Below are 13304 nucleotides of genomic sequence, written 5' to 3' on the forward strand. Positions count from 1 at the left end.
ATGGCGCCGGTTTTTTACGCGATGCTCGCGGTTTAATTCACCGGCGGATAGAGCGTGTCGATGATCATGCGCGCGTCGTGGCGCGAATCGAGCATGCCATAGGTGTTGCGCCATTGGCCGGCCAATCGCGTCTCGACGAAGGCGTCGGCGATCCGCCCTGCCCCCAGCCGGCGCAATTCCGCCGCCGCCGCCGATAGAGCCAGCTGTTCGGTAAGCAGCCGGGCCGAGCCGTCGTCGGTCGCAGCAACCTGCATCGCCGCCTTCAGCACGCCGATCGTGCCACGTCCGCCGGCGCCGAGGTCACGGTCGATACCGGCCAGCACATCCTCGAACAGACCAGGCGCGCGGCCGAGCACGCGCAGCACGTCGAGCGCCATGACATTACCGGAGCCTTCCCAGATCGCGTTGACCGGGGCCTCGCGATAATAGCGGGCGAGCGGCGCCTCCTCGACATAGCCATTGCCGCCGAGGCACTCCATCGCCTCGTAGAGCAGCGGTGGTGCGATCTTGCAGACCCAGTATTTGACGACCGGCGTCATGGCGCGGGCGAATGCCGCTTCGCCGCGATCGCTCGCCGCCTCGTCGAAGGATCGCGCCAACCGGAACGACAGCGCGGTGGCGGCGGCGACATCGAGCGCCATGTCGGCCAGCACGCGCTGCATCAACGGCTGCTCGATCAAAGTTGAACCGAACACCTGTCGGTGGCGGGCGTGATGAACGGCCTCGGCGAGGCCAGCGCGCATGATCGCCGAAGATGCGACAGCACAGTCGAGCCGGGTCAAGGTGACCATGTCCATGATCGTCTTCACGCCCGCACCCGGTTCGCCGACCATCTCGCCGATGGCGTTGACGAACTCCACTTCGGAGGACGCGTTTGAACGGTTGCCGAGCTTGTCCTTCAGCCGCTGAAAACGGAAGCCGTTGCCCGAGCCGTCGCCGAGAACGCGCGGCACGAGGAAGCAGGACAGTCCCTCCGGCGCCTGTGCGAGCACCAGGAACGCATCCGACATCGGCGCCGACATGAACCATTTGTGCCCGGTCAGGCGATAGAACCCGCTGCCGGCGCGTTCCGCCCTTGTCACATTGGCGCGCACATCCGTGCCGCCCTGCTTCTCGGTCATGCCCATGCCGAGCGTCAGCCCGGTCTTTTCGACCGGTGGCTTCTGGCTCTGGTCGTATTTGCGCGTCGTCACGCGCGGTGCCCATTCACGAAACAGTTTTGGGCTGGCCATCAAGGCAGCGAGCGAAGCGTTGGTCATGGTGATCGGACACAGATGCCCGGTCTCGAGCTCAGCCGTCAGATAGAACCGGGCGGCACGGACCTGATGGCGGCGGCCGATCTCGGCGTCACCATTTTCCCACACCGAGGAATGCAGTCCATTGGCCACCGAGCGGCGCATCAAGGCGTGATAGGCGGGATGGAACTCGACCACATCGATGCGCCGTCCCTGACGATCATGTGTCCTGAGCTTCGGCGTCTCGACATTGGCGAGGCGGGCCAGTTCCTGCGCCTCCTGCGTCAGCACGAAACGGCCGAGCCCGTCGAGGTCCTTGCGCACCGGATCGGAAAAACGCTCCGCGAGCTGGATCAGCAACGGATCGCCCCGCCAGGCGTTGCCGCCCGTCAGCGGCGGCGGCTGGTTCGTCACGTCGTCGGTCACGCCCAATCCTTTTATCGGTAGAAAGGCCCTTATCGTCAGAAAGCCACGAATCCGAGGCCATCGGCTAGATATAGCCCAAGCTATGCAACGCGCGCGATGAAAATACCGGGGAGAACGGCTCCAATGCAAAGCTGGCGCTTGCAGCCGCAAATTCTCCACCCTATAGCAGCGCCTTGAGATGACCGACGCTTCGTCCCTGCCACTCTACCCTCACCGCCATCTTCTGGGCATCCGCGATCTTTCCCCCGCCGACATCGAGCTTCTGCTTGACCGGGCGGACCGCGCCATCGCGATCTCGCGGCAGTCCGAGAAGAAAACCTCGACGCTGCGCGGTCGCACCCAGATCAACCTCTTCTATGAAGCCTCGACGCGCACGCAATCGTCGTTCGAGTTGGCCGGAAAACGGCTCGGCGCCGATGTCATGAACATGTCGGTGGCGAGTTCATCGGTGAAAAAAGGCGAGACGCTCATCGACACGGCGATGACGCTGAATGCCATGCGGCCCGATATCCTGATCATCCGCCACCAGTCGGCGGGCGCGGCTGCACTTCTTGCCCAGAAAGTCGGCTGCTCGGTGGTCAATGCCGGCGACGGCGCGCATGAACACCCGACACAGGCACTGCTCGACGCGCTGACCATCCGCCGCGCCAAGGGTCCACTGTCGAAGCTGATCGTGGCGATCTGCGGCGACATCCTGCACTCGCGCGTGGCGCGCTCCAACATCATGCTTCTCAACGCGCTCGGCGCGCAGGTGCGGGTCGTCGCCCCGTCGACACTGTTGCCGAGTGGCATTGAGAAGATGGGCGTCACCGTCACCCGCTCGATGGCCGAGGGCCTCAAAGGCGCCGACGTGGTGATGATGCTGCGCCTGCAGCGCGAGCGCATGGAAGGCGCCTTCGTGCCTTCGGTGCGCGAATATTTCCGCTATTTCGGCCTTGATGCTGAAAAACTGAAGGCGGCCAAGGACGACGCGCTGGTGATGCATCCCGGGCCGATGAACCGCGGCGTCGAGATCGCCTCGGAAATCGCCGACGGCCCGCAAAGCGTCATCCAGGAACAGGTCGAGATGGGCGTTGCCGTGCGCATGGCGGTGATGGAAGCGCTGCTCGACCCGCGCCGCAACCACGAGGGCCGCGGCGCATGAGCATAACGGTCTTTGAGCGTGCTCGCATCGTCGACCCCTCGCGCGGCGTCGACGAAGTCGGCTCCGTCATCGTCGATGGTCGCAAGATCGTCGCCGCCGGCAAGGCGGCGCTGAACCAGGGCGCGCCCGAGGGTGCTATCGTCATCGACTGCGCCGGCAAGGCGATCATTCCCGGCCTGGTCGACGGCCGCGTCTTCATCGGCGAACCGGGCGGCGAGCATCGCGAAACCATCGCTTCGGCGAGTGTCGCGGCAGCGGCCGGCGGCGTCACCTCCATCGTGATGATGCCCGATACCGATCCGGTGATCGACAATGTGGCGCTGGTCGAATTCGTGCTGCGCACCGCCAAGGACACGGCAAGCGTCAACGTCTTTCCGGCGGCGGCGATCACCAAGGGCCTCGACGGGCGCGAGATGACCGAGTTCGGCTTGCTGCGCGAAGCCGGCGCCGTTGCCTTCACCGATGGCCGTCACACCATATCAAGCGCGCTGGTGATGCGCCGCGCGCTGACCTATGCGCGTGACTTCGGCGCCACCATCGTGCATGAAACGCAGGACGCCGACCTCGGTTCGTCCGGCGTCATGAACGAAGGCCTGTACGCCAGCTGGCTCGGCCTTTCCGGCATTCCGCGTGAAGCCGAATCCATCCCGCTGGAGCGCGACCTTGCGCTGGCACGGCTGACGCGCGGTTCGTACCATGCCGCGAAGATCTCGACCGCGATGGCGGCAAACGCCGTGACGCGCGCCAAGGCCGACGGCGCGACCGTGACATCAGGCATCGCGATCCACAATCTGTCGCTCAATGAAAACGATGTCGGCGAATACCGCACCTTCTTCCGTCTGACGCCGCCATTGCGCGCCGAGGAAGACCGGCTGGCGATGATCGAAGCGGTCAGGGACGGTACAATCGATATCATCGTCTCCTCGCATGATCCGCAGGATGTCGACACCAAGCGCCTGCCCTTTGCCGATGCGGCAGCCGGCGCCATCGGGCTCGAAACCCTGCTGGGCGCGGCATTGCGGCTCTACCACAATGGCGACGTGCCGTTGCTCAGGCTGATCGAGACGCTGTCGACTGCGCCTGCAAGACTGTTCGGCCTGCCCGGCGGCACGCTGAAGCCGGGTGCGATTGCCGACCTTGCGCTGGTCGATCTGGACGAACCCTGGATCGTCGCCGAGAGCGGCATTCGTTCGCGTTCGAAAAACACCTGTTTCGAAGGCGCGCGGCTGCAGGGCAAGGTCTTGCAAACGCTGGTGGCGGGCCGCACAGTGTTCTCGGTGTGAGCCGGCCACCGCGCATCGCGCCTGATCCGAGCTATCTGGGGGAAATGCGGGGGAAACAATGACTTACAGCCTCATCCCAGCGCTGGTGTTCGGCTATCTCCTGGGTTCGATTCCGTTCGGCCTGCTGCTCACGCGCGCGGCCGGCCTTGGCGATGTGCGCAAGATCGGCTCGGGCAACATCGGCGCCACCAATGTTCTGCGCACCGGCAACAAGGGGCTTGCCGCGGCAACGCTGCTGCTCGACGCGCTGAAGGGCACGGCCGCCGTGCTGATATCTGGCCATTTCGCACCCGAATTGGCGCTCTGGGCCGGCCTTGGCGCCTTTCTCGGTCATCTCTTCCCGGCATGGCTGGGATTCAAGGGCGGCAAGGGCGTCGCGACCTATCTCGGCGTGCTCATCGGCCTTGCCTGGCAGGTGGCGCTGATCTTCGCCGTCGTCTGGCTGGTGATGGCTTTCCTGTTCCGATACTCCTCGCTGGCAGCGCTGACGGCGGCCATCGTCGTGCCGATCGCCCTGTATTTCCTGAGCACGCCGCAGATTGCCGCCCTGTTCGTGGTGATGAGCATCATCGTTTTCATCAAACATAGGGAAAACATTTCACGCCTGCTTGCCGGCACCGAGGGCAAGATCGGAGCCAAGGAGTGAGCGAACCCGCCGCCGGGCCGCGCCTCAGCGACCGGCAGCGGCTGAGCTGGCTGCGGCTGATCCGCACCCAGAATGTCGGGCCCGCTTCCTTTCGCGACCTGATCAATCGCTTCGGTTCGGCCGAGGTGGCGCTGGAGATCCTTCCGGAATTGATGATTTCGGGCGGCGCCAATCGCATTGCCCGCATCCCTTCCGTTGCCGAAATCGAGGCCGAATTGGAGACGGCGCGAAAGGCTGGCGCGCGCTTTGTCGGCATCGGCGAACCCGACTATCCGCCGCTGTTGCGCAGCATGGACAATCCGCCGCCACTGTTGGCGGTCAAGGGCAATGCCGCCGTGTTCCGGCTGCCGGGCGTCGCCATTGTCGGCGCGCGCAACGCATCGCTGGCCGGCATCAAGATGGCGCGCTTGCTGGCTGCCGATCTTGGCCGCGACGGCTATGGCATCGTCTCGGGGCTGGCGCGCGGCATCGACACGGCGGCGCATCAGGGCAGTCTCTCGACCGGCACGATCGGTGTGCTGGCCGGAGGGCTCGACCTGCCCTATCCGCCCGAAAATGCAGGACTGTGCGAAGAAATTGCCGAGCGCGGCGCCGTCATTTCGGAAATGCCGTTCGGCTGGCAGCCACGCGCCCAGGATTTTCCGCGCCGCAACCGCCTCGTCGCGGGCGCGGCCCTTGGACTGGTGGTGGTCGAGGCAGCGCAGCGCTCTGGATCACTGATCAGCGCCAGGCTTGCCGGCGAAATGGGCCGGCTGGTCTTCGCCGTACCGGGCTCACCGCTCGATCCGCGCGCCGCCGGCACCAACGGCCTGCTCAAGGACGGCGCCACCCTGGTCACCGAAGCTTCGGACATTTCCAGGGCGATTGCGCCACTCACCGGCATGCGAGCGCCGGATGTGCCTCCGTTTCAAGACCCGCCCGATTTCTCGGCCACACCGCCGCCCGGCGAAAGCGACCGCGCCCGCGTCATCGAGGCGCTCGGCCCGACGCCTGTGTCGGTCGACGAGATCATCCGCCACACCGGCCTGCATCCAGCTCAAGTGTTCATGGTGCTCTTGGAACTCGACCTCGCCGGCCGGCTCGAGCGGCATGCCGGCGGACATGTTTCGCTGGTGTTCGAAGGTTCCTGAAGGGCAGCGTCGCCCCGCTCAATCCTGAAGCGATCAGCTTCAAACTCGCCCGCGTGCCCGAAGAAGCATTTTTCTTACAAACAGCGGGACCACGCCGTTGTAGAGGCGTTTGCTCTCGTTGACGAAATTTGAAAGGCCAGACAGCTGCTCTTCAAGTCGATGCAATCTAGCCTGGCTGTCCTGGGCCACGCTGTCGAGCGAAGCGGAGACATCAAGGATCGAACCAATTTTTGCAATGTCAGGTCCAATGGATTTGACCTGCTCGCCAAGCTCCATCAACGACGCGGCATTGCTCTCCAGCGTTTTTGTGCTTGATCGCAGCAATTCCACCAGCGCAGTCTGGTCTGGCGCAGTCCGCCATCCATGTATCTCCTTCACGACGGCGGCCCATCTGCGCGGCGCATACGAAACGCCGACTTCTTCGATCCAGCACGCGGTGGCCAGTGAGCGTTCGTCAGCGGTCGCATCCGTATCGGCCTGCATGGCCTGATTGTAGACCCTGAGATGTTCTTCGACGAAGTGCGAGGCATCAGCCACTTCGCGAAAATAGGCTGAAACCTTCGCGGCATGGTCGGCATCGAACCGCGAGATCGCTTCCATCAGATTTTCGACAGTGGTCGGCCTGGTCAGAAGACCAACCCCGAAGTTCATTTGCCGCCATGCCTTCATGTTTGCCGTATCCAGCAAGCCAGCGAAGCCACGCGCGTCGCAGACGACGATCGAGCACCCCACCGCCGCGGCTTCAATAGCCATACGCGCGGTTGCAAACACGATGTCGTATTCGAGCAAATCCTTTTCGAGTTGATAGGAAAAGCGTCCCGTAGCCGGACCCAACTCATCCAGGTGAATGTTGCTTTTCGAGCAGGCTTCGCGCACCGCCTGCTGGTGTGCGAGATGCTTGGTCAGCAGCAGCCCTCTTGCGGGTCTTGAAGGCAGCGGCAGGCGGGGCTTGAAACGTTGAAGGTCGACCGCGTTGTAGATGAGGTCCAACTTGTCCGCCGGCACACCGCGCGACAGGCATTTGGCCTTGCACGCTTCGTCGACCGCGATCCAGCGGCGTATCTGCGGATGAAGCATCGGGGCTTCGACCTCGAGGGAAGCGCTGTGGCAGGAAAACACCGCTGGCACATCGGGAAACCGCGCCAGCGCGGTCAGGCAAGGCGTCAAATGCTGACCGTGAATTATGTCGGGCTTTTCGACGATCTCCGCAATTCGATCCACCACATGGTGTCCGCGTTGGCGCATTCTGTCGGCCATATCGCCAAGGGTTGGAGCCAGCAACATGGTTTGATGACCGGCACGGCGAAGCCCGTCGGCCAGCAATTCGACAACGGCTTCGGTACCGCTGTTATTCGACACGAACAGATTGGTAATGAGAACCCGCAAATGCCGCCTCCTTAGCTGTTTCACAACCTCCGCATTGGCGGCGAGGAAAACAGATGCTAGGCAGCGTTCTTAGTTTGAAGGCATTGACCAGACAAGTTTGTACAGAAATGACCGGCGCCAACTCGATGTTGGGGAACCTCTTTGGTGCCTGGTCGCCTTGGATGCAATCTAGAAGGGGATGTATGCCGAAACCCGGATTGGAGCCGTTTTTTGCCCGAAAAGTTGCAACATGTGCTGATCCTTGCACATCCAGGGCATGAGCTTAGGATTCATCACTGGCTTGAGCTCAGGAAACCACGAATCTACCTTTGACGGATGGTTCGGGCGGACATCACTCTTCCCGAACCCAATATTCACGCGACGTGGTGGAAGCTACTGGCGCAATCGCAGGCGCAGTATTTGGCGATATTCCGGACGCCACCTGGTATAAAGCGCTGTTGGCTGGGGATAGTGGCGTCTTTACCGATGTGCTGTCGAGAATCAGCGTCGATGTGTCTGACATGCAGGACGTGCAAATCGTCTCGGACGCGGTCGATGGCTACAATCCTATGCATGATCTGGCCTATGCATTCGGCAATGCCCTCGACAGGCTGCTGCAAAGCACAAAGCCGGGGCGCAAGCAGCTTTGCTCCGCCGCGGTTCCCAACGTGCCGGGGGTTGTCGAAGTGGAAATCCAACTGGATTCGGCTGCTCGCGCTAGAAAGATGGCTGCGGTCAAAGCCTACACACCATTGGCGGACGAAGCCCGCCAGATTTTGAATCGGGATCCGCAGTGCTTCGACAGGGAACTTCTCATCTCGCAGCACTTTGACTGGGATGCGCCCTGGACGCCGGAGTGGGAGCGAATCGGCAAAGAGCGCGTGGCGAATAAACTTTACGACAGATGCATCACCTACAGGGAAAATGTGCAGCCGGTGGCCCAGCAACTCATGTCGGAAAGCGACCGAAATCACGTGTCGCGTAAAGTCGGGCGTCTGCATTCCAGGGCCTAGCCACGAAATCTCGACCAATACCTGCGCTGATTGTGAAACGATGGTGAGCGCGATGGGATTCAAACTCATCACCCACTCACCACTATCGCGGTGGACGGGATTCTGAGGTTCTAGCGGCCTTGCAAACCGCCGCCCTCGGCAATCGCATCGCCAATCAACTTTGCGCGCTCGGCTCTTGGGCCGGGCTACACGCTCCTGCGGGCTCGAAAAGGCAGATCCGGCTAAGGGGCGGTGTGCGAGCGCCTCATCGAAAAAATTTGGCCAGCCTGATTTACAACTGACATGTTAGTGAGATATCACTGCCTGCGAACTTCTTTTCGGAGACTTGACGGTGACATCACGCTTTGGCCTTTCAGCCGCCCTCACCACGCCTTTTGATGCCTCCGGGCAGATCGCCATCTCCCCCATGGTCGCCCAGGCTAGGAGTTGTCTGGCCGAGGGATGCGGTAGCGTGACGCTTTTCGGCACCACCGGCGAAGGCGCTTCGGTGGGTGCCGTGGAGCGGCGGGCGGTGACCGAAGCGATGCTGGCCGCCGGGATTCTGCCGCATCAGCTTGTTGCCGGCGTGCTGGTCGATGCAGCCGAAGACGCCGCCGAACAGGCCCGGCATGCCTTGCAACACGGCGCCCGCAACATTCTCCTCGCGCCGCCGAGCTACTTCAAGAATGTCGGTGAAGACGGTCTTTTCGGCTGGTTTTCCGCCGTCTTTGCCGCGCTTGGTCCCCTCGCCCGTGGCGTGCTCCTCTACAACATTCCCTCGGTCACGATGGTGCAGCTCTCGCTTGGCCTGATCAGCCGGTTGCGCACGGCCTTTCCGGACGTGGTCGCCGGTGTCAAGGATTCCGGTGGAGACTGGGACTACAGCGCGGCACTGCTCGGGGCTCATCGTGATCTGGTGATCCTGATCGGCGACGAGCGGCATCTGGCACGAGCGGTGCGAATTGGCGCTCAAGGCGCAATCTCCGGCATGGCCAATTTCGCAACGGGCGAGGTTCGCGCCATGGCCGATGGACGCGACGATGCCCGCGTCGAGACCTTCGTGCTCGAATTGCTTAAATATCCGGTCACGCCGGCGGTGAAGGTCATGGTGGCGCGCAAGACAGGCGACGAGCGCTGGCTGGCGGTCCGTCCGCCGCTGGAGCCGATCGCTTCGCAGGGGCAACAGCAGCTTGCGGCCGCCTATGACCGGCTGTTTGCGACGGAAGCGGCCTGACCGGCAAAGGAAGCGCGCTGAAATGGAAGACGGCAGCGAACCGACCACCCTTAGGGAAAAAGCCTATGCCAGCTTCACGCGGCATTTGCTGGCCCGCGACCTGCTGCCGGGCCAGTTCGTGTCGCAACGCGAACTGGTTGCCTTCACCGGATTGCCGCTCGGTGCCATTCGCGAAATCGTGCCGCGTCTCGAGGCCGAAGGACTTCTGACGACGATCCCGCAGCGCGGCATGCAGATCGCCCATATCGACATCAGCCTGATCCGCGAGGCTTTTCAGTTCCGCCTGTTCATGGAACGCGAAGCGGTGGCGCTGTTCACCGCCAGCGCTTCCGATGACGAACTTGCTCGGCTGCGGCGCGAACATGAGGAGATGCTGGCGCAAGCCCTGTCGCAGGCGCCGACGCCCGAAATGGAAGCCAAGGCCCAGAACATCGACTGGGCGATGCACGACACCTTCATCGATGCGCTGGGCAACGAGATCATCGCCAAGGCCTATCTGGTCAACTCGGTGAAGATCCGGCTGATCCATCAGGAGCGCTTCCGCATCGACGGGCGCGTCGTGCCGGTCATGCGCGAGCACCTCGCGGTCATCGAAGCCATGGAGAGCCGCGAGCCGCAGAAAGCGGTCGAGGCGATCAGCCTGCATATCGACAAGGCGCGCCGGCTGGCGCTGCAAATCTGAGGAAGCATGAGCCGCGCCGCGGTCGCGGTGCAATCCACAACGACAGCAACCGGGAGGAAGAAATGTCGTCCAATCTGTTCAACCCAACCAGGAGGCAACTCCTCCAGGGAACCGCGGCACTTGCCGCCGCCGGCATTGCAGGCATTCGCCCGGGCTTTGCCGCCGGTGTCGACTGGAAACGCTTTGCCGGCACGACACTCGATGTCAATCTCGTCAAAAGCCCGCGCAGCGACACCCTTATAAAATATCTCGCCGAGTTCGAGGAGCTGACAGGCATCAAGGTCAATGCCGAGGCAACGCCCGAACAGCAGCAGCGCCAGAAGACGGTGATCGAGCTGAGCTCCGGCAAGCCGAGCTTCGACGTCGTGCATCTGAGCTACCACGTCCAGAAGCGGCAGTTCGAGAAGGGCGGCTGGCTGGCCGACATCGCCGGCTATCTCGCCGACCCCACGCTGACCGATCCGGGGCTGGTCGAAAGCGATTTCGCCGATGCCGGCATGCTGTTCGCCAAGGACGGCAGGGGCGTGCTGCGCTCGCTGCCTTTCTCGGTCGATTACTGGATCCTCTACTGGAACAAGGAGTTGTTCGAGGCCAAGGGCCTGAAATATCCCGAGACGTTCGAGCAGATGGTGGCCGCCGCCGAAGCGCTGACGGACCCCTCGACCAACACCTACGGTTTCGTCGCCCGCGGCATCAAGAACGCCAACACGCCGGTGTGGACGTCACTCATGCTCGGCTACGACATGACGCCACTCGACGGCCAGGGGAAGCTGCGCACGGAATCGCCCGAGGCGATCGAGGCCGCCGGCCTCTACCAGCGGCTGATGACCAAGTCCGCGCCTCCAGGCGTCACCGGCTTCAACTGGGCCGAAGCGCAGTCCGCCTTCCTGCAAGGCAAGATCGGCATGTGGTTCGACGGCGTGGGCTTTGCCCCGCCGATGGAAAATCCGGAAAAATCGCGGGTGGTCGGCAAGGTCGGCTACGGCGTCATGCCCAAGGGGCCCAAGGCGCATGCCGCGGGCACCTTTGGCGACGGGATCGGCGTGACGGCCGCCAGCGAGAAGAAGGAGGCCGCCTATCTGTTCTGTCAGTGGGCAGTGTCGCCGGCAATGGGCGCACGCTTGCTGCAGGCAGGCGCCGGCGTACCGTTCCGCAAATCGGTGCTTGAAGATCCAAAGGTGCGCGAAGGCGTCACCATGCCGGCAAGCTGGCTCGATGCGGTGGTCGGCTCCGGCAATGTCAGCCGGCTGTCGCTGCCGGTCATCATCCCGGTCACCGAGTTCCGTGACATCTATGGTGTCGCGCTGACCAACCTGATCGCCGGTGCTGATCCGGCGCAAGAGCTGAAGAAAGCCACCGAACAATTCCAGCCGGTCCTCGACAGGAGCGAGCAAGGCTGATGTCCGCCACCACCCCAGAACGCACCGGGGTGACGACGCAAGCCATCGAAGGGAGCCAGGCGATCCGGCTGGCTCCCAACTATTGGCCCTTCGTCATTCCGGCGCTCATCGTCGTCGGCGCCGTGATCGTCTTTCCCTGGGCCTTCACGCTGTGGATGAGCGTCAACCGCTGGACGCTCGGCCAGTCGCGAAGCTTTGCCGGGATGGAGAATTATCTGCGGTTGGCTGTCGATCAACGCTTCTGGGAATCGCTTCTCCATACCTTGACCTACACCTTCCTTTCGGTTGCCGCGCCGATGATCCTCGGCACCGTCGCCGCCCTGATCTTCGACGCCAGGTTCCCGCTGCGCGGCCTGTTGCGCGGCGTCTTCGTGATGCCAATGATGGCAACGCCTGTTGCCGTAGCGCTGGTCTGGACGATGATGTTCCATCCCCAGCTCGGCGTGCTCAACTACCTTCTGTCGCTGGTCGGCATCCCGGCGCAGGAATGGATCTTCAACGCCAACACAGTCATCCCTTCGCTGGTTGCGGTCGAGACGTGGCAGTGGACGCCGCTGGTGATGCTGATCGTGCTGGGCGGCCTGGCGTCCGTGCCGCGCGAGCCGTTCGAGAGCGCCGAAATCGACGGCGCCAATGCCTGGCAGCAATTCCGCTACCTCACTCTGCCGATGATCGCACCGTTCCTGATGATCGCGGTCATTATCCGCACCATCGATGCGCTGAAGAGCTTCGACATTATCTACGCCATGACCCAGGGCGGCCCAGGCACGGCCTCGGAGACGATCAACATCTACCTCTACAACACCGCCTTCTCCTACTACGACATCGGCTATGGCTCGGCCATGGCCGTGGTTTTCTTCATCGTCATCGTGGCCCTGTCCTTCATCCTGCTGATGTTGCGCCAGCGCTCCCAGTGGATCGGCGTGGAGGGCAAATAGATGAGTTCACGGCTGCTCAACCAGATCGGGCTGTTTTTCGCGGCTCTGGTCTTTGTCTCGCCGGCGATCCTGTTCTTCCTCTGGATGATCTCGCTGTCGCTGAAATTCGAGATCGACAACGGCGCCTATCCGCCGATCCTGATCCCCGAACACCTCGCCTGGTCGAACTATGCAAAGGTGTTCGAGGAGAACAATTTCCTGCTCTATCTCTGGAATTCGGTTCTGGTGACAGGCACGGCGACGCTGCTGGCGCTGCTGATCGGCGTGCCGGCCGGCTATGGCATCGCACGGCTCAAGGCCGAACGGTCGGCGGTCGTCATCATGATCGCCCGCATGACACCCGGGCTTTCCTATCTCATCCCGCTGTTCCTGCTGTTCCAATGGGTCGGGATTCTCGGCACGCTATGGCCGCAGATCATCATCCATCTGGTGGTGACCGTGCCAATCGTGGTCTGGGTGATGATCGGCTATTTCGAGACCACGCCGATGGAACTGGAAGAGGCGGCCAACATCGATGGCGCCAGCTCCTGGCAGGTGTTCCGGCTGGTCGCGTTGCCCATCGCCAAGCCGGGCATCGTCGTCGCCTTCATCCTGTCCGTCATCTTCTCATGGAACAATTTCGTCTTCGGCGTGGTGCTCGCCAGCCGTGAGACGAGAACGCTGCCGGTCGCCGTCTACAACATGCTCTCCTACGAGCAGGTGAGCTGGGGGCCGCTCGCCGCCGCAGCACTTGTGGTGACGTTGCCGGTGCTGGTTCTGACCATGTTCGCACAAAGGCAGATCGTCGCCGGACTGACCGCCGGCGCCGTCAAGGGCGGCTGAGGCACAG

General features: G+C 62.8%; 12 protein-coding genes. 10 read left to right on the forward strand and 2 right to left on the reverse strand.

Translation table 11 applies throughout. The features are described 5' to 3' along the window. Nucleotides 1–32: 32 nt before the first annotated feature. Nucleotides 33–1661 carry a DNA alkylation response protein gene (locus tag ACFFNA_RS07230; RefSeq protein ID WP_378916996.1) on the reverse strand — a complete coding sequence of 543 codons (1629 nt, stop codon included), beginning with the start codon at nucleotides 1659–1661 and terminating at the stop codon, nucleotides 33–35. 178 nt (nucleotides 1662–1839) lie between these two features. On the opposite strand from ACFFNA_RS07230, the gene ACFFNA_RS07235 reads away from it, so the two are divergent. Genes ACFFNA_RS07235 through dprA form a run of 4 tightly spaced genes read left to right on the forward strand, consistent with a single transcriptional unit; the run spans nucleotide 1840 to nucleotide 5864 of the window. Next, on the forward strand, nucleotides 1840–2805 hold the full coding sequence (locus ACFFNA_RS07235; RefSeq protein WP_378916999.1) for an aspartate carbamoyltransferase catalytic subunit: 966 nt from the start codon (nucleotides 1840–1842) through the stop codon (nucleotides 2803–2805). Next, nucleotides 2802–4088, forward strand: a complete 1287-nt coding sequence (locus ACFFNA_RS07240; protein WP_378917002.1) for a dihydroorotase — start codon at nucleotides 2802–2804, stop codon at nucleotides 4086–4088. Before ACFFNA_RS07235 ends, ACFFNA_RS07240 begins: the two co-directional genes overlap by 4 nt. A gap of 58 nt (nucleotides 4089–4146) precedes the next feature. Continuing rightward, nucleotides 4147–4734, forward strand: coding sequence for a glycerol-3-phosphate 1-O-acyltransferase PlsY (plsY, locus tag ACFFNA_RS07245; RefSeq protein ID WP_111546503.1), 588 nt, complete (start codon nucleotides 4147–4149; stop codon nucleotides 4732–4734). Next, nucleotides 4731–5864: a DNA-processing protein DprA gene (gene dprA, locus ACFFNA_RS07250; RefSeq protein ID WP_111546502.1), complete on the forward strand. Its 1134-nt coding sequence runs from the start codon at nucleotides 4731–4733 to the stop codon at nucleotides 5862–5864. The genes plsY and dprA overlap by 4 nt, the downstream gene beginning before the upstream one ends. Nucleotides 5865–5903: 39 nt before the next feature. Here the strand turns inward: dprA and ACFFNA_RS07255 are convergent, their stop codons facing one another. Next, nucleotides 5904–7250: a glycosyltransferase gene (locus ACFFNA_RS07255; RefSeq protein ID WP_378917006.1), complete on the reverse strand. Its 1347-nt coding sequence runs from the start codon at nucleotides 7248–7250 to the stop codon at nucleotides 5904–5906. A gap of 308 nt (nucleotides 7251–7558) precedes the next feature. On the opposite strand from ACFFNA_RS07255, the gene ACFFNA_RS07260 reads away from it, so the two are divergent. The 6 genes from ACFFNA_RS07260 to ACFFNA_RS07285 all read left to right on the forward strand — a co-directional run bounded on the left by ACFFNA_RS07260 (nucleotide 7559) and on the right by ACFFNA_RS07285 (nucleotide 13297). Next, on the forward strand, nucleotides 7559–8242 hold the full coding sequence (locus ACFFNA_RS07260) for a hypothetical protein (RefSeq protein ID WP_378917008.1): 684 nt from the start codon (nucleotides 7559–7561) through the stop codon (nucleotides 8240–8242). Nucleotides 8243–8573: 331 nt separating this feature from the next. Further along, complete coding sequence (locus tag ACFFNA_RS07265) at nucleotides 8574–9455, forward strand: dihydrodipicolinate synthase family protein (protein ID WP_378917010.1); 882 nt, start codon at nucleotides 8574–8576, stop codon at nucleotides 9453–9455. A 22-nt stretch (nucleotides 9456–9477) separates the two neighbouring features. Then, entirely contained in the window at nucleotides 9478–10137 is a 660-nt protein-coding gene (locus tag ACFFNA_RS07270; RefSeq protein WP_378917012.1) for a GntR family transcriptional regulator, read from the forward strand. A gap of 62 nt (nucleotides 10138–10199) precedes the next feature. Next, a complete protein-coding gene (locus ACFFNA_RS07275) occupies nucleotides 10200–11537 on the forward strand; it encodes an ABC transporter substrate-binding protein (RefSeq protein ID WP_378917014.1) in 1338 nt (445 codons plus the stop codon). Then, the gene (locus tag ACFFNA_RS07280) at nucleotides 11537–12475 is read left to right on the forward strand and encodes a carbohydrate ABC transporter permease (RefSeq protein WP_378917016.1); all 939 of its coding nucleotides are present in this window, start codon (nucleotides 11537–11539) and stop codon (nucleotides 12473–12475) included. Before ACFFNA_RS07275 ends, ACFFNA_RS07280 begins: the two co-directional genes overlap by 1 nt. Beyond that, on the forward strand, nucleotides 12476–13297 hold the full coding sequence (locus ACFFNA_RS07285; protein ID WP_056587473.1) for a carbohydrate ABC transporter permease: 822 nt from the start codon (nucleotides 12476–12478) through the stop codon (nucleotides 13295–13297). Nucleotides 13298–13304: the final 7 nt, after the last annotated feature.

Origin of the sequence: Mesorhizobium kowhaii, from assembly GCF_042431665.1 — a bacterium.
Lineage (GTDB): Bacteria > Pseudomonadota > Alphaproteobacteria > Rhizobiales > Rhizobiaceae > Mesorhizobium > Mesorhizobium kowhaii.

Coding starts and splice junctions, on each gene's coding strand:
- ACFFNA_RS07235 (WP_378916999.1), top strand. CDS start 1,840: ATGACCGACGCTTCGTCCCTGCCACTCTACCCTCACCGCCATCTTCTG.
- ACFFNA_RS07240 (WP_378917002.1), top strand. CDS start 2,802: ATGAGCATAACGGTCTTTGAGCGTGCTCGCATCGTCGACCCCTCGCGC.
- plsY (WP_111546503.1), top strand. CDS start 4,147: ATGACTTACAGCCTCATCCCAGCGCTGGTGTTCGGCTATCTCCTGGGT.
- ACFFNA_RS07270 (WP_378917012.1), top strand. CDS start 9,478: ATGGAAGACGGCAGCGAACCGACCACCCTTAGGGAAAAAGCCTATGCC.
- ACFFNA_RS07275 (WP_378917014.1), top strand. CDS start 10,200: ATGTCGTCCAATCTGTTCAACCCAACCAGGAGGCAACTCCTCCAGGGA.
- ACFFNA_RS07280 (WP_378917016.1), top strand. CDS start 11,537: ATGTCCGCCACCACCCCAGAACGCACCGGGGTGACGACGCAAGCCATC.
- ACFFNA_RS07285 (WP_056587473.1), top strand. CDS start 12,476: ATGAGTTCACGGCTGCTCAACCAGATCGGGCTGTTTTTCGCGGCTCTG.